The 25,352-nt window shown below is 70.0% G+C and carries 30 protein-coding genes; 9 read left to right on the top strand and 21 right to left on the bottom strand.

The window, feature by feature from the left end; translation table 11 throughout:
- Nucleotides 1-17 precede the first annotated feature (17 nt).
- The 7 genes from WG923_RS12385 to WG923_RS12355 form a co-directional block, all read right to left on the bottom strand.
- Entirely contained in the window at nucleotides 18-1,382 is a 1,365-nt protein-coding gene (locus WG923_RS12385) for a hypothetical protein (protein ID WP_340351268.1), read from the bottom strand.
- A gap of 120 nt (nucleotides 1,383-1,502) precedes the next feature.
- Entirely contained in the window at nucleotides 1,503-1,796 is a 294-nt protein-coding gene (locus WG923_RS12380; protein WP_340351267.1) for a hypothetical protein, read from the bottom strand.
- A gap of 71 nt (nucleotides 1,797-1,867) precedes the next feature.
- Complete coding sequence (locus WG923_RS12375) at nucleotides 1,868-2,347, bottom strand: BON domain-containing protein (RefSeq protein WP_340351266.1); 480 nt, start codon at nucleotides 2,345-2,347, stop codon at nucleotides 1,868-1,870.
- Nucleotides 2,348-2,375: 28 nt separating this feature from the next.
- The gene (locus WG923_RS12370) at nucleotides 2,376-2,876 is read right to left on the bottom strand and encodes a hypothetical protein (protein WP_340351265.1); all 501 of its coding nucleotides are present in this window, start codon (nucleotides 2,874-2,876) and stop codon (nucleotides 2,376-2,378) included.
- A 10-nt stretch (nucleotides 2,877-2,886) separates the two neighbouring features.
- Nucleotides 2,887-3,891, bottom strand: coding sequence for a non-homologous end joining protein Ku (gene ku / locus WG923_RS12365; protein WP_340351264.1), 1,005 nt, complete (start codon nucleotides 3,889-3,891; stop codon nucleotides 2,887-2,889).
- A 127-nt stretch (nucleotides 3,892-4,018) separates the two neighbouring features.
- A complete protein-coding gene (locus WG923_RS12360) occupies nucleotides 4,019-4,369 on the bottom strand; it encodes a hypothetical protein (protein WP_340351263.1) in 351 nt (116 codons plus the stop codon).
- Between the two features lie 86 nt (nucleotides 4,370-4,455).
- Nucleotides 4,456-4,686 carry a KGG domain-containing protein gene (locus WG923_RS12355; RefSeq protein WP_340351262.1) on the bottom strand — a complete coding sequence of 77 codons (231 nt, stop codon included), beginning with the start codon at nucleotides 4,684-4,686 and terminating at the stop codon, nucleotides 4,456-4,458.
- A gap of 219 nt (nucleotides 4,687-4,905) precedes the next feature.
- On the opposite strand from WG923_RS12355, the gene WG923_RS12350 reads away from it, so the two are divergent.
- Nucleotides 4,906-6,339: a sensor histidine kinase gene (locus tag WG923_RS12350; RefSeq protein WP_340351261.1), complete on the top strand. Its 1,434-nt coding sequence runs from the start codon at nucleotides 4,906-4,908 to the stop codon at nucleotides 6,337-6,339.
- Nucleotides 6,340-6,354: 15 nt separating this feature from the next.
- Here WG923_RS12350 and WG923_RS12345 read toward each other — a convergent pair whose 3' ends face one another.
- From WG923_RS12345 to pcp, 7 genes are read right to left on the bottom strand one after another with little or no spacing between them, the layout of a single operon-like run.
- A complete protein-coding gene (locus WG923_RS12345) occupies nucleotides 6,355-6,948 on the bottom strand; it encodes a response regulator transcription factor (RefSeq protein WP_340351260.1) in 594 nt (197 codons plus the stop codon).
- A gap of 57 nt (nucleotides 6,949-7,005) precedes the next feature.
- On the bottom strand, nucleotides 7,006-8,313 hold the full coding sequence (locus tag WG923_RS12340) for a tryptophan--tRNA ligase (RefSeq protein ID WP_340351259.1): 1,308 nt from the start codon (nucleotides 8,311-8,313) through the stop codon (nucleotides 7,006-7,008).
- 4 nt (nucleotides 8,314-8,317) lie between these two features.
- Complete coding sequence (locus WG923_RS12335; RefSeq protein WP_340351258.1) at nucleotides 8,318-8,983, bottom strand: site-2 protease family protein; 666 nt, start codon at nucleotides 8,981-8,983, stop codon at nucleotides 8,318-8,320.
- A gap of 31 nt (nucleotides 8,984-9,014) precedes the next feature.
- A complete protein-coding gene (locus tag WG923_RS12330; RefSeq protein WP_340351257.1) occupies nucleotides 9,015-9,650 on the bottom strand; it encodes an L-threonylcarbamoyladenylate synthase in 636 nt (211 codons plus the stop codon).
- 4 nt (nucleotides 9,651-9,654) lie between these two features.
- Nucleotides 9,655-10,500, bottom strand: coding sequence for a DMT family transporter (locus tag WG923_RS12325; protein ID WP_340351336.1), 846 nt, complete (start codon nucleotides 10,498-10,500; stop codon nucleotides 9,655-9,657).
- A gap of 56 nt (nucleotides 10,501-10,556) precedes the next feature.
- On the bottom strand, nucleotides 10,557-11,408 hold the full coding sequence (locus WG923_RS12320; protein WP_340351256.1) for a 3',5'-nucleoside bisphosphate phosphatase: 852 nt from the start codon (nucleotides 11,406-11,408) through the stop codon (nucleotides 10,557-10,559).
- Between the two features lie 57 nt (nucleotides 11,409-11,465).
- Nucleotides 11,466-12,134, bottom strand: a complete 669-nt coding sequence (gene pcp, locus WG923_RS12315; RefSeq protein WP_340351255.1) for a pyroglutamyl-peptidase I — start codon at nucleotides 12,132-12,134, stop codon at nucleotides 11,466-11,468.
- Between the two features lie 28 nt (nucleotides 12,135-12,162).
- Between pcp and ypfJ the strand changes: the two genes are divergently transcribed.
- Nucleotides 12,163-13,032 carry a KPN_02809 family neutral zinc metallopeptidase gene (ypfJ, locus tag WG923_RS12310; RefSeq protein WP_340351254.1) on the top strand — a complete coding sequence of 290 codons (870 nt, stop codon included), beginning with the start codon at nucleotides 12,163-12,165 and terminating at the stop codon, nucleotides 13,030-13,032.
- Between the two features lie 46 nt (nucleotides 13,033-13,078).
- Nucleotides 13,079-14,485: a DEAD/DEAH box helicase gene (locus WG923_RS12305; RefSeq protein WP_340351253.1), complete on the top strand. Its 1,407-nt coding sequence runs from the start codon at nucleotides 13,079-13,081 to the stop codon at nucleotides 14,483-14,485.
- Here WG923_RS12305 and WG923_RS12300 read toward each other — a convergent pair whose 3' ends face one another.
- Together WG923_RS12300 and WG923_RS12295 are read right to left on the bottom strand one after the other, a co-directional pair.
- Nucleotides 14,486-15,322 carry a symmetrical bis(5'-nucleosyl)-tetraphosphatase gene (locus tag WG923_RS12300; protein WP_340351252.1) on the bottom strand — a complete coding sequence of 279 codons (837 nt, stop codon included), beginning with the start codon at nucleotides 15,320-15,322 and terminating at the stop codon, nucleotides 14,486-14,488.
- A complete protein-coding gene (locus tag WG923_RS12295; RefSeq protein WP_340351251.1) occupies nucleotides 15,307-16,287 on the bottom strand; it encodes a DUF2971 domain-containing protein in 981 nt (326 codons plus the stop codon). Before WG923_RS12295 ends, WG923_RS12300 begins: the two co-directional genes overlap by 16 nt.
- Nucleotides 16,288-16,363: 76 nt before the next feature.
- On the opposite strand from WG923_RS12295, the gene WG923_RS12290 reads away from it, so the two are divergent.
- Both WG923_RS12290 and WG923_RS12285 read left to right on the top strand, forming a co-directional pair.
- Nucleotides 16,364-17,665 (top strand): hemolysin family protein, encoded by a 1,302-nt coding sequence (locus WG923_RS12290; RefSeq protein ID WP_340351250.1) that lies wholly within the window; start codon nucleotides 16,364-16,366, stop codon nucleotides 17,663-17,665.
- 25 nt (nucleotides 17,666-17,690) lie between these two features.
- Nucleotides 17,691-18,428 (top strand): SapC family protein, encoded by a 738-nt coding sequence (locus tag WG923_RS12285; protein ID WP_340351249.1) that lies wholly within the window; start codon nucleotides 17,691-17,693, stop codon nucleotides 18,426-18,428.
- A 4-nt stretch (nucleotides 18,429-18,432) separates the two neighbouring features.
- On the opposite strand, the gene WG923_RS12280 is transcribed toward WG923_RS12285, so the two are convergent.
- From WG923_RS12280 to hppD, 5 genes are all read right to left on the bottom strand, one after another.
- A complete protein-coding gene (locus tag WG923_RS12280; RefSeq protein ID WP_340351248.1) occupies nucleotides 18,433-18,738 on the bottom strand; it encodes a hypothetical protein in 306 nt (101 codons plus the stop codon).
- A gap of 85 nt (nucleotides 18,739-18,823) precedes the next feature.
- The gene (gene crcB, locus WG923_RS12275) at nucleotides 18,824-19,216 is read right to left on the bottom strand and encodes a fluoride efflux transporter CrcB (RefSeq protein ID WP_340351247.1); all 393 of its coding nucleotides are present in this window, start codon (nucleotides 19,214-19,216) and stop codon (nucleotides 18,824-18,826) included.
- Entirely contained in the window at nucleotides 19,213-19,896 is a 684-nt protein-coding gene (locus WG923_RS12270) for a response regulator transcription factor (RefSeq protein WP_340351246.1), read from the bottom strand. Before WG923_RS12270 ends, crcB begins: the two co-directional genes overlap by 4 nt.
- Before the next feature lie 94 nt (nucleotides 19,897-19,990).
- Nucleotides 19,991-20,305 (bottom strand): hypothetical protein, encoded by a 315-nt coding sequence (locus tag WG923_RS12265; RefSeq protein WP_340351245.1) that lies wholly within the window; start codon nucleotides 20,303-20,305, stop codon nucleotides 19,991-19,993.
- 394 nt (nucleotides 20,306-20,699) lie between these two features.
- Nucleotides 20,700-21,782 (bottom strand): 4-hydroxyphenylpyruvate dioxygenase, encoded by a 1,083-nt coding sequence (hppD, locus tag WG923_RS12260; RefSeq protein WP_340351244.1) that lies wholly within the window; start codon nucleotides 21,780-21,782, stop codon nucleotides 20,700-20,702.
- Nucleotides 21,783-22,004: 222 nt separating this feature from the next.
- Here hppD and WG923_RS12255 point away from each other — a divergent pair, with 222 nt between their 5' ends.
- From WG923_RS12255 to WG923_RS12240, 4 genes are all read left to right on the top strand, one after another.
- Complete coding sequence (locus tag WG923_RS12255) at nucleotides 22,005-22,625, top strand: YitT family protein (protein ID WP_340351243.1); 621 nt, start codon at nucleotides 22,005-22,007, stop codon at nucleotides 22,623-22,625.
- Between the two features lie 112 nt (nucleotides 22,626-22,737).
- Complete coding sequence (locus tag WG923_RS12250; RefSeq protein ID WP_340351242.1) at nucleotides 22,738-23,100, top strand: YXWGXW repeat-containing protein; 363 nt, start codon at nucleotides 22,738-22,740, stop codon at nucleotides 23,098-23,100.
- A 41-nt stretch (nucleotides 23,101-23,141) separates the two neighbouring features.
- On the top strand, nucleotides 23,142-23,816 hold the full coding sequence (locus WG923_RS12245) for a response regulator transcription factor (protein WP_340351241.1): 675 nt from the start codon (nucleotides 23,142-23,144) through the stop codon (nucleotides 23,814-23,816).
- Entirely contained in the window at nucleotides 23,803-25,233 is a 1,431-nt protein-coding gene (locus WG923_RS12240; RefSeq protein WP_340351240.1) for a sensor histidine kinase, read from the top strand. Before WG923_RS12245 ends, WG923_RS12240 begins: the two co-directional genes overlap by 14 nt.
- Nucleotides 25,234-25,352: the final 119 nt, after the last annotated feature.

Here is a 25,352-nt window from a genome sequence, read left to right as displayed (position 1 = left end):
ACCGCAGCGCAGAAGCGTCAGCCCTGGCGCTGGATCAGCGTGAGGCGCTCTTCGGCGGTCTGGCTGCCGCTGGTGGCCGTCACGTGCACGTCGTAGCGCGTGCCCGGGATCGGCAGGCCGCCGCGCGGCGCAAGCGCCACGGCGAAATGGCCGTTGCGGTCCGCCTGCACCGTCTGGTCCGCCACCGGCTGCGTCAGGCCCAGCAGGCCGGCCACGCTGGCGACGGCGTCCACCTGCACCCGCACGTTCGCATACGGGGCGGTGCGGCCCTGGATCGAGAGGTTGCCGGCGGTGTCCACCACCATGTTGTTGCTGTGGCTCGTGACCTGCAGGGGCAGTTCGACGCTGCCGGCACCGCCGACGCGATCGGGCATCACGTCGAAGGACCAGCTCTTGGTGCTGGCATTGCCCGCCTGGTCGCGCACCGTCAATTCGGCGTTGTAGCGGCCCGGGTCGAGGTCGGCGCGGTAGTGCAGTTCGTCCGGCGTGACACGCGCGTCGGCGGTCACGTCGCGCCCGTTCAGCCGCAGGCGCACGGTGGCCGGATCGATGCCGCTGCCCTCGTCGGACAGGTGGGCGCGCACGTGCGTGCGGCCGCGCTCGCCGATGCGCTCGCCGTTGGCGGGCGTGAGTTCGGTGATCTGCGGCGGGCGCTCGTCGCGCACCTCCCGGTCGTCGCCGCGCACGTCCACCCGCGCGGTGACGCGCTGGTTGCCGCTGCGCAGCGTGGCCACGGCGTTGCGGAACGCATCGAGGTCGTCGCGGCGGCGGATGGTGTACGTGCCTTCGTAGACGCCCGGGCGGACCTCGCTCAGGTCGACGCCGCGGATCACGCCGGGAATGTCCATCCAGGCGTCGCCGCCCGGCTCGCCCACCAGGCGGAAGCGCAGTTCACGCCCCGGCTCGAGCCGGCCCATGGGCCGCATCACGAAGCGTTCGATGGCCAGCGCATGCGCCGGCGCCGCCGGTGCCGCGCCCATGGCGGCGAGCGCCTGGAAGGACGGCGGGAAGTTGAACTGGCGCGAATACACGCGGTCGCCGAAGGTCACGCGCGCAGTCATCAGCGTGGTGGGGTCGATGCGGTCGCTGCGGCGCACGACATAGGAGCCCGCGTAGTTGCCCGCGGTCTGCTGGCGCAGGTGCACGGTGGGCCCGCCGTCGCCCAGCGTCACGGTGGTGCGGCGCGCGTTCGGCGTCGCATAGACCTGCAGGCGCAGCGTGGCCCCGGGCGTCAGCCCCGAGTCCGAGTTCACCGACATGTTGGTGACCTTCGGCATGGCGACGCGCGCCGGGGCGGCCTGCGCGGGCTGCACGACGAGCGTGGCGGCAAGGGGCGCCAGCAGCATCGCTGCCAGCGCGGTGGATCTCAGTGTGGCTTTCAATGTCACCTCCGGAAGTTCAGGGACTGCCTGCAACTTAGGAGGTCCAGCTCGGCCGGCGTGTAGTCGCGGTCCTGCAACCCGGGTCGGAGCGGCTCGCCAGCGCTTGCCGGCGCGGGCGACTCAGCCTGGTCCCTGGGCGTCCGGGCGACGGACGGAACCCGGCGCCGTGGCGTCCAGCGGCATCTCGCTGGCGCCCCCGGCCTGGAAATTGGTGAGCCGCGTTTCCTCGCCCATGTCGCCGAAGAAGCGCTCGGCCGCCTCGCCTTCGGCGACCTGCGCGCGGTACCACGCCACGGCGGCGGCGGCCAGCACCAGCAGCACGACGCCGCCCCAGGAATGCAGGTACATGGAAAGCCCCAGCAGCACGATGCTGACCAGGGCGGCGACGACAATGAAGCGGGCGGTGCGGTTCATGGCGATGGGAGCGGCCACATGGTAGCGGCGACGCTGTCCGCGACACGTAACCGTTTCGCGCGGGCCGCCCTTCAGGCGGCCGGCTGCGGATCGCCGGGGCCCGCGGGCTCCCCGGCGACGGCCTGCCGCGGCGCGGCGCGCCGGCCCAGGTCCTGCGGATCGTCCACCGAGGCCATGGCGTTCACCAGCTTCTGCACGCCGGCCATCTGCTGCACCTGCTCCAGCAGGCCTGCGCGTTCCTTGGCGAGCACCCGGCCGCCCAGGCGCACCACGCCCTCGGCCACGCTGACGTCGATGGCGCCGGGGTGGCTCACGAGCCGGTCCAGGCGGGCCTGGATGCGGTCGCGCAGCTCGGCGTCGCTTTGCGGGTCGGCCTGCGTGATGCGGTGGTAGGCGCGCAGGCGCTGGCGCGCCTGCCGCCGCTCGTGCGGCAGGCCGCTGCGCACCAGTTCCGCCAGCAGGCGGCGGCGCTGGGCGCCCAGCTCCGGGTCCAGGTAGTACATGGCCAGAGCGCCGGCCGCCAGTGCGCCGAGGGTGCCGATGGGCCTCATGGTGTCCTCCGCTGTGACTGCAAGGGGTTCATGCATAGGTGGATTCGCGCCGAGCGGCGGCAGGCCGGATCGTGACGCTGCTGGCCTCTTCCAGCCGTGCCAGCAGTGCCTGCAGGGCGATGCGGTGCTGCCGCCACAGCGCCATGAAGCGCTTGTCGTGGTCGGATTCCAGCCAGTGCTCGGGGTCGCGCAGCCACAGGGCCTGCTGCGTGCCCAGGAACTGGATGATGCGGTTGTGCACCCCCATGAGCTGGGCCATGTCGCCGGCCAGCTCCGGGAACCAGGCCATGCGGATGGTGCAGGCGGCGTCCAGGGCCTCGGCCGCTTCGGGCGGCTCGCCCTGGAACACGGCCGCCAGGCGTTGCGCGCAGACCCAGTCGGAGTAACGCTGCAAGGCCTCCAGCAGGCGCTGCGCCTGCAGGCGGCGCAGGTCGTGGCGTCCCTGGTGGCGCGCCAGCAGCCAGCTGAGGATGCCGATCGCGACCAGCAGGGCGACCAGCCAGAGGGCCAGGTAGAGGGTGGAGTCCATCGGGTACGGTCTAGGCCGCGCGCCTGGCGCGGGGGGTCTTCGTGGCGGCGGTCTTCTTCGCCGCCGTCCTGGTGGCGCGCTTGCGCGGCGTGGCCGAAGCCACGGCGCGTTCCCTTTGCGGCTCGCGGCTGGAAGTGCGGGAGGCGCCCGCAGCCTTCTTCGCGGCCGCCGGCGCCGGCGCCTGGGCCGGCCTGGCCCCGCCCTTGAGGCTGCGGCGCAGCAGCTCCGTCAGGTCGATCACGTCGGCGCCCTGCGCCTGCGGCGCCTCTTCCAGCGGTTCCACCGTCGTCGTCTCGCCGGCCTTCGCCTTCGCATGCACCAGCTTCATGACCGCGTCGTGGAAGTTGTCGCGCAGTTCGTCGGCGTGCCAGTGGCCGCTCATCTCCTCGATCAGGTGCCTGGCCATCTTCAGCTCGGTGTCCTTGAGGCCGGCCGCCTTGCCTTCGGGCGGCAGGTTCAGGTCGGCCCAGGAGCGGATCTCGCCGCCCCAGCGCAGCAGGTTCAGAACCAGCGCCGGCCCGCAGGGCAGCACCACGGCCAGGTGCTGCTTGCTGCGGATCACCACCCGCGCGAGCGCCGCCTTGCCGGTCTGCTTGAGGGCCTCGCGCAGCAGCGCATAGACCTTGTCGCCCTTGTTGATGGGGGCCGTGTAATAAGGCTTTTCCAGGTAGACGAAGGGCACCTCGTTCACGTCGACGAAGGCGGCGATCTCGATGGTCTGGGTGGTGCGGGGATAGGCCTCGGCGATTTCCTCCGGCGACACCACGACGTAATGGCCCTTGTCGGTTTGCACCCCCTTGACCACGTCCGCCATGTCGATTTCCTTGCCGGTGCGCTTGTTGATGCGCTTGTAGCCCACCGGGTCGAGCGTGCGGCGGTCCAGCCAGTCGAAGTCGACGTCGGTCTCCTCCGTCGCGGAGTACAGGCCGATCGGGATGTGCACCAGGCCGAAAGTGATGGCCCCCTTCCACAACGAGCGCGTGGAAGTCTTCGCCATGCCCTTGGTATCTGCCATTGGAAAAGTATGTGCGGATGTTTCAGCGCAGTGTGCGAAGGAGCCCGGCCGCAGGGTGTCGGACGCGCGCCGCCGGTCCTGTAGGCAGCCGTCGACAGCGGCGCGAACGTTCAGGCCGGCGACGCGATCAGAAGAAGCTCGCGATCAGGCCGCGGCGCGGTGCGGCTGCTTCCGGCGCCAGTTGGTCAGCGCGCACTTGCCAGCGGCGCGCGAGTCGCTCGAAGCTCGCGCGGCAGCCGGCGGCAAAGCACTCCTGGCGGGCCAGGGTGTCGAAGTTGCGGGCGATGCGGCGGGCGAGCAGCAGGCGGTGCGCCGGCGCCGCGTTCTGCATGTACGCCGTCATGAGCGACAGCGTCGCGACCCACAGGGCGCGGCTGGCCAGCGCAAGCTGCTGCGCCGGCGAGGCGGTGGCTTCGGCCGGCGGAAAGGGGGGAGGGAGAGTGGAGGGCAAAGACCCCGCGTCCTGCGTGGATGGCATGCAAGCCATCGTAGGAGCGGCGCCAGGAGGGGCCTGTCGGCCCGCGGCCCCTGGCGGCCTGCGCGTGGTCCTACGCCCCCGGGGGATCAGGCGCGGGGAGCTTCGCTGACGCCGTCGCTGGCGCGGGCATGGCGCTTCTTGCCGGCGGCGCGCGCTTCCTCGCTGGTGAATTCGTGCGCGTGGCCGCTCTGGTGCGCGGCGCGGCCGCCCAAGCTGGCGATCTCGCGCTGGCGCTGCGGATCCATCGCGGCGAAACCGCGCAGCGACTTCTTGGGCGCGGGCTTGAGGTTGTCGGAATCGTGGACGGTTTGTTCCATGGGGTCCTCGTCTAGGTTGGTTCGAACGCGGGGGGCTCGCCCGCTGTCCAGGGGAGTTGCGTTGCCGGCTTGGAGGGCGTCAGGCCAACGCAACGGCAGAGTCTGTGCGCATTGCGGAGCGACTCTTGTAGGACGATGCCTCTAGCTATGTCGGTGCGCTCCTTCGCCATCGCGCGCTGCATCGGAAGGCACGAACGGGCGATGTTCTAGACTGGTGAAATGAAATCGGAGACGCTGCCCGCGCCACCCCCATCCGCCGAACACGATTGGGTCGAAGGCGAACTGGTTCGCAGCCTGATGCGCACCCAGCGCAGCACCCAGTGGCTCGCCCTGCTGCTGGTGGCGATCGTCGTGGGCATCCTGTCGGACGACAACGAGCCGGAGCGCCTGGCCGCGTGGGTGGTGGTCTGGGGTGCGGTGGCCGTCTGGCGGCTGTGGGTGATCCACCAGTACCGCACCAAGGTCATGGCGCAGCCGACCGAGGCGCACTTGGCCTTCTTCCGCCGCAACCGGTGGGTCTGGCCGGTCTCCGCGCTGGTCTGGGGCCTCACCACCGAGCTCTATTTCGACCGCTCGCCGCTCGGGGACCAGTACATCTGCTGGCTGATCATGGCGGGCCTGGCGATGTTCTCGATCAACAGCCTGTCGGCGCGCATCGGCGTGATGCGCGCCTACCTGGACATCCTCGCCGGCACGGCGCTGGCGGTGATGGCCTGGCGCATGCTGGTGGAACTGCAGCTGCAGGGCCCGGTGTACCACTGGTGGGTGGGCCTGCTGCTCCTGATCTTCTGGCAGGTGCTGCGCCACGCCGGCGAGCGGCTGCACGAGACGCTGCGGCGCAACTTCGAGCTGCAGTACCGCAACATGCAGCTGATCGAGTCCCTGACGCGCCAGACGCAGGCGGCCCTGGACGCCGTGGAGATCAAGAACCGCTTCCTGGCCAGCGCCGCCCACGACATCCGGCAGCCGGTGCACGCCCTGGGCCTGTATGCCGACTGGCTGCGCGGCGAGCCCGAACTGGTCAACGAGCTGGCGCCCAAGATCGTGGCCGCGACCAAGGCCGTCAACCACCTGTTCGACTCGCTGTTCGACCTGGCGCGGCTCGACTCCGGCAAGATCCGCCTGAACGTGGAGGCGGTGGACCTGGGCAAGCTATTGCGCAACCTGGAGCTGCAGTACCGGCCGCTGTGCGAGGCCAAGGGCCTGGCCTTCCGCGTGCACCTGTGCCCCGGCACCGTGCGCTCGGACCCGATCCTGCTGCAGCGCATCGTGGGCAACCTGATCTCCAACGCGGTGAAGTACACGCAGAAGGGCGGCGTGCTGGTGGCCTCGCGCTGCACCGCCGCGGGGCTGCGCATCGAGATCTGGGACACCGGCGTCGGCATCCCCGCGGCCTACCAGCGGGAGATCTTCCGGGAGTTCTACAAGGTGCCGGGCCACACCGGCACCGAGGAGGGCTTCGGGCTGGGGCTGTACATCGTGGCGCGGCTGACCCACATCCTGGGCCACCCGCTCACGCTGCAATCGCGCATGGGCCGCGGCACGGTGTTCCGGCTGCTGCTGCAGCCCACCGACCCGCGGGAGGCGGGCGAGCGCGCCGTCTCCACGATGGCGCACCTGTTCCCGGAGCGCGAGGAAACCACCGGGCCGTGAAGCCCGGGGCGGGGATCAGCTCGCGAGCAGGCCGTGCGTGCGGGCGTAGTGGATGGTCTGGGTGCGGCTCTTGACGCCCAGGCGCCGGAACAGCCGCCACAGGTGCACCTTCACGGTGTGCTCGCTGATCCCCAGTTCGTCGGCGATCTCGCGGTTGGACAGGCCGCGATCGAGCATCACGATCAGCTGCTTCTGGCGCTTGGACAGCTTGTTGTCCGTCGGCGCCAGCTCCTCGAACTGGCCGTCGGCCGACAGCAGCGCGCGCAGCGCGTTGCCGATCTCCTGCGCGCCCGAGGACTTCTCGATGTAGATGTCCGCGCCGGCCTCGATGCAGGCCTCTTCGGCGTCGCTGGAGGGCGAGGCGGAGAGCACCGCCAGCGGGGTCTCCGGGAACAGCTTCTTGAGTTCGTGGACGCCCGAGGTGCCGGTGGTGTCCGGCAGCTTCAGGTCCAGCGTGATCAGGTCGGGCGCGCCGTGCTGCTTGACGGCGGCCTCGATGCCGCCGATGCGATCGAGTTCGACGACGTTGGCGCCCGGACGCATCCGGCGCAGCAGCATCACGACGGCTTCGCGCATCAGGGGGTGGTCGTCGACCACATAAACGTTCATGGTGGGATTCAAGGTCATTCCTGCGACTCTTTCAAGCATAACGCTTCGCGGTGGGGGCTAACTCCCGGCCCCCTGGTTTGCGGACTCGGCCAGCTCCCTGAGCGCGGCCGCCACCTGCTGCGGCGACACCCCCTCGGCGCACGCCGCCTTGCCGTCCTGCGGCAGGGCCCGGGAGGCCTTGAGCGCCGCGATGAACTGCCCCGCCTCCCTGGGCGAGGCGAAGCCGGCGCTTTGCAGCAGCAGCCGGCCCTGGGCATCGACGAACTTGAAATAGAACAGGCCGTCCGCCTCCCGGTACTGCTTGAAGGCGGGCAGGCTCGCCCGGCCCTTGTCCTTCTTCGCGCCGGTGGCCGCCGAGGCCAGGTTGCGCAGGCCGACGGCGGCGCGCAGCTCGCGCACCAGCGGCGCGGCGCGGCCGCGCGCCTTGGCGGCGCCGGCCTGCAGCACGTCCTCCAGTTCCTGCGGATGGCTCACCAGGTGTTCGTACTTCGCGCGCATCGGCGCGATCTCGCGGTCGATGCGCTCGAACAGGAGCTGCTTGGCGTCCGACCAGGCGATGCCGGCGGCATAGGCCTCGCGCAGCGTGCGCGTTTCCTCGGGCGAGGCGAAGGCCTGGAAGATCTGGAACAGCGCCGAGCCCTCCGCCTCCTTGGGTTCGCCCGGCGCGCGCGAGTCGGTCACGATGGAGAAGATCTGTTTGCGCACCTGCTCGCGCGGGCCGAACAGGCCGATCACGTTGTCGTAGCTCTTGCTCATTTTCCGGCCGTCCAGGCCGGGCAGCAGGGCCACCGATTCGTCGACCTGCGCCTCCGGCAGCACGAGGTGCTCGCCATAGAGGTGGTTGAAGCTCTGCGCCATGTCGCGCGCCATCTCGATGTGCTGCACCTGGTCGCGCCCGACCGGGATGCGGTGCGCCTTGAACATCAGGATGTCGGCGGCCATCAGCACCGGGTACATGAACAGGCCCATCGTGACGTCGGCATCCACGTCCACGCCGGCGGCGGTGTTCTTGTCGACCTGCGCCTTGTAGGCATGGGCCCGATTGAGCACGCCCTTGCCCGTGACGCAGGTGAGCAGCCAGGTCAGCTCGGTCACCTCGGGGATGTCCGATTGCCGGTAGAAGAACACCTGTTCCGGGTCCAGCCCCGCGGCCAGCCAGCAGGCCGCGATCTCCAGCGTGGAGCGCTGGATGCGCGCCGGCTCGTCGCACTTGATCAGCGCGTGGTAGTCGGCCAGGAAATAGAAGTTCTCGGTCCCGGGGCGGCGGCTCGCCTGCACCGCGGGGCGGATCGCGCCCACGTAGTTGCCCAGGTGCGGCGTGCCGGTGGTGGTGATGCCGGTGAGGTAGCGGACGGTTTCGCGCATGCGGTCAACGAAGCAGGGAGGTCAGCGGGGAGAGCAGGACGTCGAGGAACCAGTAGCCGGCGCCGATCAGCGGGCGCAGCCAGAAGGTGCTGACCACTCCCGCCAGCACCAGGCCCATGACGATGAAGAAGCCCCAGGGCTCGATGCGGCTCAGGGCATAGGCCTGGCGCGGCGGCAGCACGCCGACCAGCACGCGGCCGCCATCCAGCGGCGGCAGCGGGAACAGGTTGAACGCCCACATCACCAGGTTCACCAGCACGCCGGCCTTGGCCATGGACAGGAAGAAACGCTCGTTCACCCCCGCCGCCACCAGCAGGGTGAACGCCAGGGCCCAGAGGATCGCCTGGATGAAGTTGGACGCGGGCCCGGCCAGCGCCACCCAGACGCTGTCGCGCTTGGGGTGGCGCAGCTGGCCGAAGTTCACCGGCACCGGCTTGGCGTAGCCGAAGAGGAAGGCGCCGGAGGTCGCGAAATAGAGCATCAGCGGCATCAGGATCGTGCCGATCGGGTCGATGTGCTTGAGGGGATTGAGCGTGACGCGTCCCATCATGTAGGCGGTGTTGTCGCCGAAATGGCGGGCGACGTAGCCGTGCGCGGCCTCGTGCACGGTGATCGCGAAGAGCACCGGGAGGGCGTAGATCAGGATGGTCTGGATCGTATTGGGGTCCACGCCCCATTGTCTCAGACGGGCTCAGACGGCCTCAGAGGCCCAGCGGCGCGGGGTCGCCGCGGCCCTGGCGCACCAGGATCGCGTCGCCGCCGGTCTGCATCGGCGTGAGGTCCACCACCGTCGTCGGCTGGTCGGGGCAGGGGCCGGAGCCGATCACCGCATCGAGCTGCTTCTCGAAGCGGCGGCGGATTTCCTCGGGCTCGTTCATCGGGTCGGTGTCCTGCGGCGCGAACAGCGTGGTTGCCAGCAGCGGCGCGCCGTGGGCTTCCAGCAGGTCCTGCAGCACCTTGTGGTCCGGCACGCGGATGCCGATGGTCTTGCGCTGGGGATGGCTCACGCGGCGCGGCACCTCGCGCGTGGCGTCGAGGATGAAGGTGTACGCGCCGGGCGTGATGGACTTGAGCAGCCGGTACTGCTTGTTGTCGACGCGCGCGTAGTTGGACAGCTCGCTGAGATCGCGGCACAGCATCGTCAGGTGGTGCTTCTCGTCGACGCGGCGGATCTGGCGCAGGCGGTCGGCGGCCGACTTGTCGTCCAGGTGGCAGGCGATGGCGTAGCTGGAGTCCGTGGGCACCGCGATCACGCCGCCGGCGTTGAGGATCGCCACGGCCTGCTTCAACAGGCGCGGCTGCGGGTTCTCCGGATGCAACTCGAAATATTGGGCCATGGCGTCAGGTGGCTGCGGCGCGCCGCTCGCGGGCGGTCAGCCAGGCGCCGGCGGCGCCGCAGACCGCGATCATGCCCATCCCCGTGAGCGACAGGTGATCGGGGACATGCGAGAAAACCAGCAGGCCGCCCAGCACGGCGAAGGCGATCTGCGTGTACAGGTAGGGCGTGAGCGTCGCCGCCGGCGCGCGGTAGAAGGCCAGGATCAGGATGAAGTGACCCACCGTGGCCGTGAGTCCCATGAAGCACAGGCCCGCCCACAGCCGCAGGTCCGGCAGCGCGGTCCACGCGAAGGGCAGGGCGAGCGAAGACAGCAGGGTGCCCGTCCAGCCCGTGTAGAGATGCATGGTCACCGGGTCCTCGGTCCGCGCCAGCTTGCTCGTGAGCACCTGGAACGCCGAATTGGAGCCGACCAGCGCCAGCGGCAGCAGGCTGGTCCAGCCGAAGTGGCTGGCGCCCGGCCGGATGATGATCAGCGTGCCGGCGAAGCCGCCCACCACCAGCAGCCAGCGCAGGGGCGAGACGTGCTCCTTCAGCACGGTGGCCGCCAGCAGGGTGACGGCCAGCGGCGTGATCATCACGATCGCCGTGAATTCGCCCACCGGCATGTAGCGCAGGCTCAGGAAGGCCAGCAGGCTGCTGGCCAGCAACAGCACGCCGCGCACCAGCTGCCAGGCCAGGCGCCGGGTGCGCCAGACGGTGCGGCCGCGCGTGGGCACCACGATCGCCGTCGTCGCCACCGCCTGGAAGAAATAGCGGAACCACAGCGCCATCAGCAGCGGCACCGCCGTACTCACCCACTTGGTGGTGGTGTCGAGGGCGGCGAAGCAGGCGCAGGCGCCGACCGTCATCGCGATGCCGGCCAGTGCGTGGGGCCGGCGCAGCGCCAGCGCCGCGGCGGCGCGGCTCACTGGATGCGATCCGCCAGCAGGTCCCAGACCGGCGTGAGCTGATCGGGCAGGAGGGGCAGCTGGCCGAGGTCGGTGTGGCTTTCGCCGGGGCTGTGGAAGTCGCTGCCGCGCGAGGCGGCGAGGCCGAATTCGCGCGCCGTGTCGGCGTACTTCGCGTATTCGGCCGTGGTGTGGCTGCCGGTCACCACTTCGACCGCGGTGCCGCCGTGCGCCTTGAATTCGGTGAAGAGGGCGAATTCCTCGTTGGCGGTGAACTTGTAGCGCGCCGGATGGGCGATCACCGCGACGCCGCCGGCATCGCGGATCCAGCGCACGGCGTCCTTCAGGCCGGCCCACCGGTGCGGCACGAAGCCGGGCTTGCCCTCGGTGAGGAAACGGCGGAACACCTCGCTCGTGTCCTTGCACCTGCCGGTTTCGACCAGGTAGCGGGCGAAGTGGGTGCGCGAGATCAGGGCCGGGTTGCCCACGTACTTGAGTGCGCCCTCGTAGGTGCCGGGAATGCCCGCCGCGGCCAGGCCGGCGGCGATCTCCAGAGCGCGGGCGCCGCGGCCGCCCCGCGTCTGCTCCAGCCCGCGGTGCATGCCTTCGTCGTCGGGATCGAAGCCCAGGCCGACGATGTGGACCGTCTCGCCGGCGAAGGTGACGGAGATCTCGGTGCCGGTGAGGTACTTCATGCCGTGCGCGCGGGCCGCGGCGGCGGCGCGATGCTGGCCGCCGATCTCGTCGTGGTCGGTCAGGGACCAGAGCTCGACGCCGTTGGCTGCTGCCCGGGCTGCCAGTTCCTCCGGCGTGAGGGTGCCGTCGGAAACCACGGAGTGGCAATGCAGGTCGGCGTTCAGGATGGGCACTGCTCCATTTTACGGGCCGTGCTGCTGACCTGCTGGCGCGGGGCCTCTCGCGGCTCCTCAGTTCAGCGCGCCGGCTTCCTTGCGGATGTCGTGGCGCGTGGCGAGCGCGCAGGCGATGGCGAGCTGCAGCCCGCGCACGATCTCGTCCACCCGCATCGACGGCTGGCCCTGTTCCGGCAGCCAGGGCACGTGCACGAGCCCGCCGCGCACGCCCTGCCAGTCCGGTCGGGCCAGCAGGTGCATCAATCCGTAAAAAGTGTGGTTGCAGACGAAGGTGCCCGCGGTCTGCGAGACCTCGGCGCGCACGCCCGCATCCAGCAGTGCCTGCAGCATGGCCTTGATCGGCAGCGTGGTGAAGTACGCCGCCGGCCCGTCGGCGACGATGGGCGTGTCGATGGGCCTGGCGCCGGCATTGTCGGCGATGCGCGCGTCGTTGACGTTGATGGCCACGCGTTCCAGCGAGATCGCTCCGCGGCCGCCGGCCTGGCCGGTGCAGACCACCAGCCGCGGGCGATGCTCGCGCATCAGCTCCTCCAGCCGGCGGATCGAGGCGCCGAAGACCGTCGGCAACTCGGCGCCGATCACGCGGTGGCCGGCGATCTCGCGGCCGTGCAAGGCATGGACCGCCTGCCAGCTGGGGTTGACCGCGCTCCCGCCGAAGGGATCGAAGCCGGTCACCAATACGGACAACGGACTACGTGCGGCCGCGTTTCCTGTAGGTAGCATGCATTCACTCTACAGGACGGAGACCGACATGCGTTGGGAAGGTAACCGCGAATCATCGAACGTCGAGGACATGCGCGCCGGAGGCGGGGGCGGCGGCTTCGGCCTCGGCGGCGGGGCGATCGGCATCGGCACCATCGTGATCGCCCTCGTGGGCGGCGCGCTGCTGGGCGTCAATCCGCTGACGCTCCTGAGCATGATGACCGGCGGGGGCGCCCCGCCGGCGCAGACGGCTCCCGCGGCCGCGCCGCCGGCGAACGACCCGATGGCCAAGTTCGTGTCCACGGTGCTGGCCGATACCGAGGACGTCTGGACCGACCTGTTCAAGCAGGGCGGCGCGACCTACCACGACCCGAAGCTGGTGCTGTTCCGCGGCGCGGTGCGCACCGCGTGCGGCGCGGGCCAGGCGGCGATGGGCCCGTTCTACTGCCCCGCCGACCAGAAGGTCTATATCGACCTGAGCTTCTACGAAACGATGAAGAACCGCCTCGGCGCCCCGGGCGACTTCGCGCAGGCCTACGTGATCGCCCACGAGGTGGGCCACCATGTGCAGCAGGAGCTGGGCATCAGCGAGAAGGTGGAGCAGGCGCGCTCGCGTGCCTCGCCGGCCGAGGCCAATGCCCTGAGCGTGCGGCTGGAACTGCAGGCGGACTGTTTCGCCGGCGTCTGGGCCAACCACGCGCAGAAGGCGCGCAACATCCTGGAGCAGGGCGACATCGAGGAAGCGATGAACGCGGCCCAGAAGATCGGCGACGACGCGCTGCAGCAGTCCGCCGGCCGCGCGGTGGTGCCGGAAAGCTTCACCCACGGCACGAGCGCGCAGCGCCAGCGCTGGTTCTCCAACGGCCTGCAGAACGGCAGCGTCAAGGCCTGCGATACCTTCAACACCAGGAGCCTGTAAAGCTCAGCCGGACGCCGTTTGGCGGAAATGAGACAATAGCCGGTTGATGTCCGAATCCGCATTCTCCAAACTGAACCTGGCCGAGCCGCTCGCGCGCGCCGTCGCCGAGATGGGCTACGAGAGCATGACGCCCATCCAGGCGCAGGCGATCCCCGTGGTCCTGACCGGCCGCGACGTCATGGGCGCCGCCCAGACCGGCACCGGCAAGACCGCCGCCTTCGCCCTGCCGCTGCTGCAGCGCCTGCTCAAGCACGAGAACGCCTCCACCTCGCCCGCCCGGCACCCGGTGCGGGCGCTGGTGCTGCTGCCCACGCGCGAACTGGCGGACCAGGTGGCCCAGCAGGTCAAGCTCTATGCCAAGTACACCAACGTGCGCAGCGCGGTGGTGTTCGGCGGCATGGACATGAAGCCCCAGACCGCCGAACTCAAGCGCGGCGTCGAAGTGCTGGTCGCCACCCCGGGCCGCCTGCTCGATCACATCGAAGCCAAGAACGCGGTGCTGAACCAGGTCGAGTACGTGGTGCTCGACGAGGCCGACCGCATGCTGGACATCGGCTTCCTGCCGGACCTGCAGCGCATCCTGTCGTACCTGCCCAAGCAGCGCACGACGCTGCTGTTCTCCGCCACCTTCTCGCCCGAGATCAAGCGGCTGGCCAACAGCTACCTGCAGGACCCGGTGACGATCGAGGTCTCGAAGCCGAACAGCACCGCGACCACGGTCGAACAGCATTTCTACAGCGTGCCGGAAGACGACAAGCGCCGGGCCCTGCGCCAGATCGTGCGCCAGCGCGGGATCACGCAGGCCTTCGTGTTCGTCAACAGCAAGCTCGGTTGCGCGCGCCTGGCGCGCTCGCTGGAGCGCGATGGCCTCAAGGCCGTCGCCATGCACGGCGACAAGAGCCAGGACGAGCGGCTGAAGGCACTGGACGCCTTCAAGCGCGGCGAGGTCGACCTGCTGGTTGCCACCGACGTGGCCGCGCGCGGGCTGGACATCAAGGACGTGCCGGCGGTCTTCAACTACGACGTGCCGTTCAACCCCGAGGACTACATCCACCGCATCGGCCGCACCGGCCGTGCCGGCGCCTCCGGCCTGGCCGTGACGCTGGTCGGGCACAGCGACACGCGCCTGGTGGCGGACGTCGAGCGGCTCCTCAAGCGCAAGCTGGAGATCGAGCCGCTGGAATACGAGGAAGACCGCCCGCGCGGCCGCATCAACGACGGCCGCCGCGCCTGGCGGGAGCAGGGCGACGACGAGGAGCGGCGCGAGCGCCAGGAGGAGCGCCGGCGCGAATCGCGCCAGCAGGCCTCCGATCCCTTCTTCGACCAGCCCTACCAGCCGCCGCAGCGCGAGGAAGCCCCCGCCTGGGAGGCCAGCGCCAAGCCCGCGGGCAACCGCGTCTCCGCCAACATCAAGCCCAAGCGCAAGGTGGCGGCGCTGTTCAAGTCCGAATAGTCACTCCCCCGGCGCCTGCGCCTGTTCGCACTGCTCCTGAATGAGCTCGTGCGCGCCCGCGCCGCTTTCGTCGAGGCGCAGCGCGCTCAGGCAGCCGCCCCACACGCACCCGGTGTCCAGCGCGATGATGTCGGGCCGCCGCAGGTAGCCGAGCGTCGACCAGTGGCCGAAGGCGATGCAGCAATCCGCGCTGCGCCGTCCCGGCACGTCGAACCAGGCCAGCATGCCCGGCGGCGCCTGGTCCAGGCGCCCCGAGGCCTTCAGGTCCATCACGCCCCGGGGCGTGCAGAAACGCAGGCGCGTGAGCGCGTTGACGATCACCCGCAGGCGCTCCGCGCCCTGCAGGCCGTCCTCCCAGTGGTCCGGCTGGTTGCCCCACATCTGCGCCAGGAAGTCCGTCAGGTCGGGCCCGCGCAGCACCGTTTCCATCTCGTTGGCCAGTGCCAGCGTCTGCGCCAGGTCCCACTGCGGCAGCACGCCGCCATGCACCATGAGCACGCCATGCGCATGGATCGCCATGGAGCGGTGCCGCAGCCAATCGAGCAGGGCGGCACGGTCGCTCGCCTGCAGGATGCCGTCCATCGTGTCGTTGCGGTGCGGCGCGCGGTGGCCCCAGGCCACGGCGAGCAGGCTCAGGTCGTGGTTGCCCAGGAGGCAGCGCGCGGCGTCGCCGCAGGCCATCAGCCGCCGCAGCACCGACGCCGACGACGGGCCGCGGTTCACCAGGTCCCCCAGCACGTAGATCGTGTCGCGGCTGGGCGAGAAGCCGATCTTCGCCAGCAGCCGCGCGAGCGGCGCATCGCAGCCCTGGATGTCGCCGATCAGGTAATGGGCCATGCGGGCACCCTTTGCGAGCGGTAGGGCGTGCTGGAACGCGCCACGCGAGCGGCCCACGCGGGCTGGTAGATCTCCAGCATGCGCTCCACCGAGCGCAGCGCCAGCGGCGTGGCCAGCACCGGGCCGAGGATGATCCGCCGCACCATCTCCCGCAGGCTCGGGCCGTGGCCCGGCCCGCCGATCACGTCGGTGGTGAAGCGCAGCCGCGGCTCGATGCCGCGCGGGCCGATCGCGTAGTGCAGCTGCTGCGTGAGCACGCCCTGGCGGTCCTGCTCGCGCAGGTAGACCAGGCGCCACTCGCGCTCCTCGTGGAAGCCCCGGTGCTTGGTGAACAGCGCGAACAGCTTGATCCGCTCGAACAGCGCGTCGGCCGCCGGCTGCAGGGCCTCGACCGGGCCGCCTTCGCGCTGCAGGGCCTCGGCGAACGCCTGCAGCTTGCGGTCCATCCAGGCTTCGCTCTGCTCGTACGAGAGGTACTGCACCTGGCGCACCAGCAGCGGCGAATCGTCGGTCATCAGCGCGGACAGGTCGAACACGATCGCCACGCCGTTGCCGTCGCCGCCGTAGCCGCGCCACATCGACAGCAGGCCGTCGTCGCCGATCTCGTCGTCGTGCTCCGAGCAGCTGAAGACGTAGACGTCGAAGGCCGAATCGCTGTCAAAGGCGGCGTAGAGCGCGTCGAAGGCGTCCAGCAGCGCGTTGTAGTGCGCCGGCGGGCAGGCTTCGCGCAGGCCGGCGTGGCTGCGCACGGCGTGCAGCCCGAGGTTCATGCCGTAGCGCAACTCGTCCACGTCGTTCATGTACAGCGGGTTGGAGAACCAGATCTCGCCCGTCTGCGCGATGCGCTCCAGCGTCAGGATGGAGGTGTAGTGGGCCAGCAGCGGCAGCTGCGAGGGGAGGGGATGGACATGCAGGTCGGCCCGCAGCACATCGTCCAGGGCTTGTCGTCTCGGGTCTTGGAGCATCCGTCGGTGCGGCCCGGCGCGGCGGGCCGCCCGGTCCTTGCAGTAAAGTGCAACGCATCCCATTCTGTCCTGATTCATGGATTTCCTGCTGATCGCGTTCCTGACCCTGCTGAACGGCCTGTTCGCCATGTCCGAGATGGCGCTGGCGTCGAGCCGCAAGGCGCGGCTCGGGGCCATGGCGGAGGCGGGCGACCGCGGCGCCCAGGCCGCGCTCAAGCTGATGGACCAGCCGACGCGCTTCCTGTCCACCGTGCAGGTCGGCATCACGTCCATCAGCGTGATCACGGGCATCGTGGGGGAGGCGGCGTTCAGCGACGAGCTCGCGGGCTGGCTGCGCGGGCATGGCTTTCCGGCCAAGCCTTCGGGCGTCACGGCCACGGCGATCGTCGTGACCCTCATCACCTACATCAACATCGTGTTCGGCGAGCTGGTGCCCAAGCGCATCGGCCAGCTGCATCCGGAGGCGGTGTCGCGCTTCGCCGCCCGCCCCATGCGCTGGCTGTCGAAGGCGGCCTCGCCGTTCGTGAAACTGCTGGCGGCCTCCACCCAGGCGATCCTGAAGCTGCTGGCGATCGACACGACGCGCCAACGCGGCATGACCGAGGAGGAGATCGCCCACAGCCTGGAGGAGGGCGTCGACGCCGGCGTGATCGAGCAGCACGAGCACCAGATGGTGCGCAACGTGTTCCACCTCGACGACCGCCCGCTCACCTCGATGATGGTGCCGCGCTCCGACGTGGTCTGGCTCGATGCCGCCACCAGCGTGCGCGATGCCTTGCGGCGCGCCGGCGAAGGCGAGGCGCACTCCTGGTATCCCGTGTGCCGCGGCTCGCTCGACGACGTGCTGGGCGTGATCAGCGTCTCGCGCCTGATCTCGCTGGGCCCGGCGCACGAGGGCCCGGTGGAGCCGCACGCGCTGCCTGCGCTGTTCGTGCCGGAAACGCTCAGCGGCATGGAGCTGCTGGAGCAGTTCCGCATGCAGGCCGCCCGCATCGTCTTCGTGGTGGACGAATACGGCGTCGTGCAGGGCCTCATCACGCCGCACGACCTGCTGGAGGCGATCACGGGCGAACTGCAGCCGGCGGGAGACACCGAGGCCTGGGCGACGCGGCGCGACGACGGATCGTGGCTGCTGGACGGCCTGATGCCCGTCTCCGAGCTCAAGGCGCGGCTGGACATCCGCGGCCTGCCGGAAGAGGACAAGGGTCGCTACAACACGCTGGCGGGCCTGCTGATGTCGCTGTCGGGGCACCTGCCCCGGCCGGGCGAGAGGATCGATTGCGGCGACTGGGTGTTCGAGGTGGTGGACCTCGACGGCCGGCGCATCGACAAGGTGCTGGCGCAAGCCGTGCCGCAGGCCGCGGAAGCGGAACGTTGAATCTTGTGAGGAGAGGAGTTCTTCGATGGCGCAACAGATGTTCTACGAGAAGCCGGTGCTGCTGGATCGCGAGAAGCACCGCAACCGCCGCGTGCAGCCGACCGGCGGGTTCGGCTTCGCGCGCAAGTCCAATTCGCTGTATCTCGCGGCGGCCGAATTCAACGAGGCCTGCAAGGAGTACCCGATCGTCTTCACGCGCTCGCCCAACGGCAAGACCGTGCCGGTGGCGGTGCTGGGGCTGCGCAACCAGGAGAACCTGTTCGTCGACGCGCAGGACCGCTGGGCGGCGCGCTACCTGCCGGCGTTCCTGCGCCGCTACCCGTTCGTGCTGGCGGAAGTGCCGGGCGAGGCACTGGCGGTGTGCATCGACGAGGCCTATCCCGGCCTGAGCGACACGCAGGGCGAGGCGCTGTTCGACGAGAAGGGGCAGGAGACGCCCTTCCTCAAGCAGACGCTGGAGTTCCTCACGCAGTACCAGCGCGAATACGCGCGCACCGAGGCGTTCTGCAAGCGGCTGGAGGACAACGGCCTGCTGAAGGAAACCGGCGCGCGGGCCAACCTGCGCGACGGCCGCACCTTCAACCTCAACGGCCTGCTGGTGGTGGACGAGAAGAAGCTGCTGGAGCTGCCGGATGCCGTGGCGCTGGCCATGTTCCGCAGCGGCGAGCTGCACCTGGTCACGGCGCACCTCGTGTCGCTGTCGAACATCCAGCGCCTGGCCGACCGGCTGGCGGATCGCCCGGACGCGCCCGCGACGCCCTGAGCGCTCAGCCCCGTGCGAAGCGCGCGGGGTCGATCACTTCCACGGAGCCCTGCGCCACCAGCTGGTGCAGCAGGGCGTCGAGCTGCCGGGGCCCGAGCTCGAAGCGGCCGAGGAGCCACTGCCGGTTGACCGGCTGGCTGCTCATGACCGACAGCATGCGGTAGACCTCCGCGGTGCGGCCGTTCTCCGGCAAACGCGGCCACGCGCGCAGGCGGAAGATCAGGTCCGCCCGCGGCGCGAGCTTGCCCGCGCTCCGGCGCTTGTGCCCACTGAACACCTTGCGGACGACGTCAAGTGCATTACTTGCCATGGACCCAGTGTGGTCCACGCTTGAGCTGGCGGCTGTAAGAGAAAGTGTCGGCCTGGCAGCAGATGTTTCCCTAACGGGAAAACCCTCAATCGAGGGCGCCCACCGTGGCCAGCCCCAGCGTCGTGAGCAGGAGCGAGCCCGCGAGGTGAGTGGCTGCTATCAGCACCGCCCAGCCGTGGCGGCCTTGCACGAGGTGGTTCACGACCTCGGCGGAGTAGGTCGAGAAGGTGGTGAGCCCCCCCAGCAGCCCGGTGACGAGGAAGAGCCGCACCTGCGGCGGCCATTCCGGGTGCTGCCCCAGCCAGCCGAGGACCAGGCCGATCGCATAGCCGCCGAGGAGGTTGGCGGCGAGCGTCCCCAGCGGCAGCGCAGGCAGGACGTGGTTCAGCTGCAGGCCCAGCAGCCAGCGCAGGAGCGCGCCGATGGACGCACCCGTGCTGATCGCCAGCACGGACAGGAGGACGTCCGCGCCGCTCAAGCCGCGCCGTCCGTGGGGATCCGGTAGCCGACGCCGCGCACCGTCTGGATCAGCTCGTCGCCCAGCTTCTTGCGCAGGTGGTGCACGTGGACTTCGACCGCGCCCCCGTCGCCCACGCGGTTGCCCGTGCGTTCGAGGATCTCGGCGCGGCTCAGCGCCCGCGGCCGGTCTTCCAGCAGGGCCAGCAGCACGGCGAATTCCTGCTCGGTCAATTCGACGGCCTGTCCGGCGCGCTGCACGAAGCGGCTGTTGGGGTCCAGCACCAGGTCCTTGTGCATGATCTGCCCGGCGGACAGGGTGGTGCGCCGGCGCAGGAGCGCCCGCACCACCGCCGCCACTTCCTCGAGGTGCACGGGCTTGATGACGTAGCCGTCGGCACCGAGGTCCAGCGCCGAGAGGCGCGAACGCAGCTGCGAGCGCGCCGAGATCACGAGCACGGGCGTCTTGGCGTCGGGCAGTTCGCCGGCCTGCGAACGGCGCAGCTTCTGCAGCAGGTCCGTGCCGTCGCCATCGGGCAGGCCGAGGTCGAGCAGGACGCAATCGAACGGGGTGCTGCGCAGCACCTTCCACGCCGAAGCGAGGTCGCCGCAGATGTGGTGTTCCCAACCCTGGCGCCGCACCACGGCGGCCAGCGTGGTGGACGTGGTGGGATCGTCGTCGATGATCAGGACGCGTGTCATGGAGTGCCGGGCGGTGCCCGGGATTGTGCATGACACGCGCAGGCCGGGCTGCCCGGCGCTACGAGCGGGCAGCTGCGGCGGATCAGCGTTTGGCTTAAGCGGTCAGGTCGGGCTTGAGTTCCGCCACGGGGATGATGCCCTGGTCGCCGTCTTCGTAGACCAGGTGGGCCACGTTGCCCATCATCCGCCAGCAGGCGGTGAAGCGCTGGCCCTGGAACACGGCCGAGGCGGCCTTGTATTCGCCGGCGGCACCGGGCTCGATGCGGCTCAGCACGAGTTCGCTGCTGCAGGCGGCTTCGGACAGGCGCACGGAGTCGTCACCCTGGCGGGCGACGAGTTCCTGGGCAAAAGAGGGGGCGGCGGCAAACGCGGCGGCCATCGCGGCGGCGCAGAAGACAACGGCTTTCATCACTGTTCTCCCAGAACGTAGAGCGCATCTGCAGGCCACGGGATGAAGACTGAAGTTCTGCGCTGTGGGGAGCATGGTGGGTGCGGCTGCGCAGTGGCCCTGTAGGACCGGCGACGGGAAAATCGTCCGCCAAGTCCGCCTGACGGCCAAGGCGGCGCGGAGGCCGCGCTAGCGCCGCCGTCCTGCCTGCCTCGGCGCGCGCCCACTCGGGGCTGCGCCGGCGGCAGGGCCCGCCCCAGCAGCGCCTGGTTCATCTGGTCCGGCGTGATCTGCCGGTAGCGGATCGTCTTGCCCGACGGTGCCCGAGGCACCGATCACGAGGCAGGCCTTCATGGCCATTCCTTCGTTGCAACGGGACACGATCCGCGGACTGCCGCGTACCGCGCAAGGGCGCTCAGGGCGCGGCGACCGCGAGCGCGCCACGCCGGATCTGGTCGCGTTCCAGCGACTCGAACAGCGCCTTGAAGTTGCCCTCGCCGAAGCCCTCGTCGCCCTGGCGCTGGATGAACTCGAAGAACACCGGGCCCAGCAGCGTTTCGGAAAAGATCTGCAGCAGCAGCCGTTTCTTCCCGCCCTCGGTGGACCCATCGAGCAGGATGCCGCGCGCCTGCAGCTGCGGCACGTCCTGCCCGTGCCCGGGCAGGCGCTCCTGCAGCATCTCGTAGTAGACGTCGTTGGGCGCCGTCATCAGCGGGATGCCGTTCATCTGCAGCCGGTCCACCGTTTCCAGCAGGTTATCGGTGAGCAGCGCCACGTGCTGGATGCCTTCGCCGTTGAACTTCATCAGGAACTCCTCGATCTGGCCGGAGCCCCGGGAGGATTCCTCGTTCAGCGGGATGCGGATGCGGCCGTCGGGCGCCGTCATCGCCTTGGAGGTCAGGCCGGTGTACTCGCCCTGGATGTCGAAGTAGCGGATCTCGCGGAAGTTGAACAGCTTCTCGTAGAAGCCGCCCCAGAACGCCATGCGCCCGCGGTAGACGTTGTGGGTCAGGTGGTCGAGCAGCTTCAGGCCCACGCCCTGGGGATGGCGATCGACCCCCTCGACGAATTCGAAGTCGATGTCGTAGATCGACTTGCCGTCCTCGTAGCGGTCGATCAGGTACAGCGGCGCGCCGCCGATGCCCTTGATCGCCGGCAGGCGCAGTTCCATCGGGCCGGTCGGGATCTCGATCGGCTGGGCGCCGAGTTCGAGCGCGCGGAAGTAGGCCTTGTGCGCGTCGCGCACGCGGAAGGCGAGGCCGCAGGCGGAGGGCCCGTGTTCGGCGGCGAAGTAGTGGGCGAGGCTGCGCGGCTCGCGGTTGACGATGAAGTTGATCTCGCCCTGGCGGTACAGCAGCACGTCCTTGGAACGGTGCCTGGCGACCAGGGTGAATCCCATCTTCTCGAACAGCGACTCAAGCTGGTTGGGCACGGGGGAGGCGAACTCGACGAACTCGAAGCCCATCAGCCCCATGGGGTTGTCGAACAGATCAGCCATGGAAACTCCTGCGGAAAGTGAAGACGACGGTGAAGAGGACCGGCGAGGGCCGGCGAGGGGGCGTCGTCAGGCAGGAGGCGCGCCCGGCACCCCGCGCACGCTGCGGGCGAGGTGGTCTCCGATGAAGAGGGCGAAACCGGGCATGGTGGGGCGATTGTGCCGCAGCTCTCGATGACGTGCGTCAATCCCCCTGCGGCGCGGCCGCCGTATCGTCGCCCGGGTATGGCTCTCCCCCGCTTTTCCGCCGCCGACTGGCGCCGCCTGCAGGACGACGTGCAGGGCCTGGTGACCGGCACCCTGTTCGTCGCCCTGGGCATCTTCCTGATGAAGTGCGCCGGCCTGGTGCCGGGCGGCATCGTCGGCGTGGCGCTGCTGCTGCATTACGCGACGGGCCTGGACCTCGGTGCGGTCCTGTTCCTCGTGAACCTGCCGTTCTACCTGCTGGCGTGGACGCGCATGGGCCGTGGCTTCACCTTGCGCACCGCCGTCGCGGTGAGCCTGCTGTCGCTGCTGACGTGGTGGCTGCCGCACGCGCTCACGCTGCAGCAGATCGACGGCGCGCTGGCCGCCGTGCTGGGCGGGCTGCTGTGCGGGGCGGGCATCCTGATCATCTTCCGCCACGGCGCCAGCACGGGTGGCCTGAACATCCTCGTGCTGCGCCTGCAGGACCGCTTCGGCTGGCCCGCGGGCAAGACGCAGATGGCGATGGACGCGCTGATCGTGCTGGGCGGCGCCTGGACCGTGGGGGATGCGCGCAAGCTGGCGCTGTCGATCCTGGCGGTGGTGGCGCTGAACCTGGCGCTGGTCTACAACCACCGGCCCGGCCGCTACCGGCCCGCCTGAACATCCTTTACACGCGGCTTGCCTTGCTGGGGCGCCGTCCTACGGGGGCTGCGCGCAGGCGGCGCCAAGCTCCGCTGCAGCCGCCCGCGAGGCGGCGATGATCGGAGTCGACATGGACAAGAGAGCATTCCTGGGTGGCCTGGTCACCCTGTCGCTCGGGGCCTGGCTGGTGCCGGCGCAAGCGCAGGTCGTCGTGCGGATTGCCCCGCCGCCGCCACGCGGGGAGCGGGTGCCGCCGCCACGCCGCGGCTTCGTCTGGGCCGAAGGCTTCTGGGACTGGAACGGGCGCCGCTACGTCTGGCGGCCCGGCCACTGGGTGCGCTCGCGCCGCGGCCACCACTATCGCTCCGACCGCTGGGTGGAACGCAACGGCGGCTGGGTGCGCGAGCGGGGCGGCTGGGCCCGCGGCGACAGCGACGGCGACGGCGTGCCGAACCGCCTGGACGCGCGCCCCAACAACCCGAACCGCAACTGACGCGGAATCCGGCGGAGGGGAAGAGGTAGCATTCCCCTCCGATGAGGATCCTCGTAGTCGAAGACGACAAGGTGCTGGCCGACGCGCTTTCGCGCGCGCTGGTGCAGTCGGCCCATGCCGTCGACATCGTCTCCACCGGCGAGGAGGCGGACCGCGCGTTGTCGCTGGCGATCTACGACCTGGCCATCCTCGACATCGGCCTGCCGGGCCTGAGCGGCCTGGAGGTGCTCAAGCGCCTGCGCGGGCGCAAGTCCACGATGCCGGTCCTGATGCTCACCGCCTTCGACACCATGGAGGACCAGGTGCGCGGGCTGGACCTCGGTGCCGACGACTACCTGTCCAAGCCCTTCGACCTGCCGGTGCTCGAAGCGCGCGTGCGCGCCCTCCTGCGCCGCGGCACGCAATCCACGCCCTACCTCGAACACGGCCTGCTGCGCTTCGACACCGTGGGCCGGCGCGTGTTCCACGACAAGAAGGCGCTGGACCTGTCGCCGCGCGAACTGGCCGTGCTGGAACTGCTGCTGATGCGCGAGGGCCGCGTGGTGAGCAAGGAGCAGATGGTCAACCACCTCTATGGCTGGGGCGACGAGGTGGGCGCCAACGCGATCGAGGTGTACGTGTACCGGCTGCGCAAGAAGCTCGAGCCCCTGGGCTGCGAGATCCGCACCGTGCGCGGCATGGGCTACCTCATGGAACGCAACGATGCCGAAGAATGAGCCGCGCCTGCAGCGCAAGCTGCTCGCCTGGCTGCTGGGCCCGCTGCTGGTGCTGCTGGTCCTCGACGCCATGGCGGCGTTCTGGACCTCGCAGCGGCTCGCCAACCTCGCCTACGACCGCGCGCTGCACGAGATCGCCCGCGAGATCGTGCTGCACGTGCGGCGCGACGGCGCGCGGCTGCGGCTGGAGCTGTCGGAGACGGCCGCCACGATCCTGCTGATGGACGCGCAGGACCGGCTGTTCTTTCGCGTCGACGCCGGCGACGGCACCGTGCTGGGCGGCGACACCGCGCTGCCCCTGGGACGGCGGGTCGCGCCCGGCGGCGAGCCGCTGTTCTCCCAGGAAACGGTGCACGGGCAGCCGGTGCGCATGATCGTGGCGCGCATGCGCGCCGACGAATCGCCCGGCGCGCCGCTGGTGCAGGTGCAGGTGGCCGAGACGCTGAACAAGCGCAACCGGCTGGCGCTGGAGATGGTGGCCAACGTGGTGCTGCCGCAGCTGCTGCTGATCGTGATGGCGACGGCGCTGGTGTGGTTCGGCGTCTCGCGCGGGCTGGAGCCGCTGCAGCGGCTGCGCCGCGCCGTCTCCGACCGCTCGCACCTGGACCTGAGCCGCATCGAGACCCACGACGTGCCCGGCGAAGTGCGGCCGCTGGTGGACGAGGTCAACGAGCTGATGGCGCGCCTGGGCAAGACCTTCGATTTCCAGAACCGCTTCGTCGCCGACGCCGCGCACCAGCTCAAGACGCCCGTGAGCGGCCTGAAGGCGCAGATCGAGCTGGCGCTGCGCGAGAGCGACCCGGAGCGCGTGCGGCATTCGCTGGCCCAGCTGTACATCAGCGCGGATCGCCTGTCGCGGCTGGTGCGGCAGCTTCTTTCGCTGGCGCGCAACGAGCCCGGCGCGCTGGAGTCGGTGCACCTGCAGCCGCTGGACCTGAACGCCTTCGCGCTGGAAGTCAGCATGGAGTGGGTGCCCCTGGCCATCAAGCGCAACATCGACCTGGGCTTCGAGGGGGTCGACGAGCCGCTGGTGATCGACGCCGACCGCGACCGCCTGCGCGAGCTGGTCAACAACCTGATCGACAACGCGATCCGCTACAGCCACCAGGGCGGTCGCGTCACGGTTCGCACCGGCCACGCGGGCGACGGCCAGTGCAAGCTGGCCATCAGCGACGACGGCCCGAGCATCCCGGTGGCCGAACGCGCGCGCATCTTCGAGCGCTTCCACCGCCTGCTCGGCACGCAGGAGGACGGCAGCGGCCTCGGGCTGGCGATCGTGAGCGAGATCGCCACGCTGCACGGCGCGCGCATCACGCTGGAGGAGGACGTGGACGGGGTGGGCAACACCTTCAGCGTCCTGTTCCGGCCGAGCGGCGTCGCAGCCAGGGACAACCCTGAGGTCGTGCAGGCGCTGTAAGCGCGCTGACAGCTGGCCGACAACATGCCGACAGCCACCCACTAAGGGGCTGTCAGCGGAAGTCCGTAGTCTCCAGGGATCGGATCCGACCGGGGTCCGCAGAATCTTCCAGGAGACAA

The sequence above is a fragment of the Ramlibacter sp. AN1133 genome, assembly GCF_037890035.1.
Taxonomy (GTDB): domain Bacteria; phylum Pseudomonadota; class Gammaproteobacteria; order Burkholderiales; family Burkholderiaceae_C; genus Ramlibacter.
This window is presented reverse-complemented; position numbering and strand designations above follow the sequence as displayed.

Coding starts and splice junctions, on each gene's coding strand:
- WG923_RS12380 (WP_340351267.1), bottom strand. CDS start 1,796: ATGAACCGCACCGCCCGCTTCATTGTCGTCGCCGCCCTGGTCAGCATC.
- WG923_RS12375 (WP_340351266.1), bottom strand. CDS start 2,347: ATGAGGCCCATCGGCACCCTCGGCGCACTGGCGGCCGGCGCTCTGGCC.
- WG923_RS12370 (WP_340351265.1), bottom strand. CDS start 2,876: ATGGACTCCACCCTCTACCTGGCCCTCTGGCTGGTCGCCCTGCTGGTC.
- ku (WP_340351264.1), bottom strand. CDS start 3,891: ATGGCAGATACCAAGGGCATGGCGAAGACTTCCACGCGCTCGTTGTGG.
- WG923_RS12360 (WP_340351263.1), bottom strand. CDS start 4,369: ATGCCATCCACGCAGGACGCGGGGTCTTTGCCCTCCACTCTCCCTCCC.
- WG923_RS12355 (WP_340351262.1), bottom strand. CDS start 4,686: ATGGAACAAACCGTCCACGATTCCGACAACCTCAAGCCCGCGCCCAAG.
- WG923_RS12350 (WP_340351261.1), top strand. CDS start 4,906: ATGAAATCGGAGACGCTGCCCGCGCCACCCCCATCCGCCGAACACGAT.
- WG923_RS12345 (WP_340351260.1), bottom strand. CDS start 6,948: ATGAACGTTTATGTGGTCGACGACCACCCCCTGATGCGCGAAGCCGTC.
- WG923_RS12340 (WP_340351259.1), bottom strand. CDS start 8,313: ATGCGCGAAACCGTCCGCTACCTCACCGGCATCACCACCACCGGCACG.
- WG923_RS12330 (WP_340351257.1), bottom strand. CDS start 9,650: ATGGCCCAATATTTCGAGTTGCATCCGGAGAACCCGCAGCCGCGCCTG.
- WG923_RS12325 (WP_340351336.1), bottom strand. CDS start 10,500: ATGACGGTCGGCGCCTGCGCCTGCTTCGCCGCCCTCGACACCACCACC.
- pcp (WP_340351255.1), bottom strand. CDS start 12,134: ATGCTACCTACAGGAAACGCGGCCGCACGTAGTCCGTTGTCCGTATTG.
- ypfJ (WP_340351254.1), top strand. CDS start 12,163: ATGCGTTGGGAAGGTAACCGCGAATCATCGAACGTCGAGGACATGCGC.
- WG923_RS12305 (WP_340351253.1), top strand. CDS start 13,079: ATGTCCGAATCCGCATTCTCCAAACTGAACCTGGCCGAGCCGCTCGCG.
- WG923_RS12300 (WP_340351252.1), bottom strand. CDS start 15,322: ATGGCCCATTACCTGATCGGCGACATCCAGGGCTGCGATGCGCCGCTC.
- WG923_RS12295 (WP_340351251.1), bottom strand. CDS start 16,287: ATGCTCCAAGACCCGAGACGACAAGCCCTGGACGATGTGCTGCGGGCC.
- WG923_RS12290 (WP_340351250.1), top strand. CDS start 16,364: ATGGATTTCCTGCTGATCGCGTTCCTGACCCTGCTGAACGGCCTGTTC.
- WG923_RS12285 (WP_340351249.1), top strand. CDS start 17,691: ATGGCGCAACAGATGTTCTACGAGAAGCCGGTGCTGCTGGATCGCGAG.
- WG923_RS12280 (WP_340351248.1), bottom strand. CDS start 18,738: ATGGCAAGTAATGCACTTGACGTCGTCCGCAAGGTGTTCAGTGGGCAC.
- WG923_RS12270 (WP_340351246.1), bottom strand. CDS start 19,896: ATGACACGCGTCCTGATCATCGACGACGATCCCACCACGTCCACCACG.
- WG923_RS12265 (WP_340351245.1), bottom strand. CDS start 20,305: ATGAAAGCCGTTGTCTTCTGCGCCGCCGCGATGGCCGCCGCGTTTGCC.
- hppD (WP_340351244.1), bottom strand. CDS start 21,782: ATGGCTGATCTGTTCGACAACCCCATGGGGCTGATGGGCTTCGAGTTC.
- WG923_RS12255 (WP_340351243.1), top strand. CDS start 22,005: ATGGCTCTCCCCCGCTTTTCCGCCGCCGACTGGCGCCGCCTGCAGGAC.
- WG923_RS12250 (WP_340351242.1), top strand. CDS start 22,738: ATGGACAAGAGAGCATTCCTGGGTGGCCTGGTCACCCTGTCGCTCGGG.
- WG923_RS12245 (WP_340351241.1), top strand. CDS start 23,142: ATGAGGATCCTCGTAGTCGAAGACGACAAGGTGCTGGCCGACGCGCTT.
- WG923_RS12240 (WP_340351240.1), top strand. CDS start 23,803: ATGCCGAAGAATGAGCCGCGCCTGCAGCGCAAGCTGCTCGCCTGGCTG.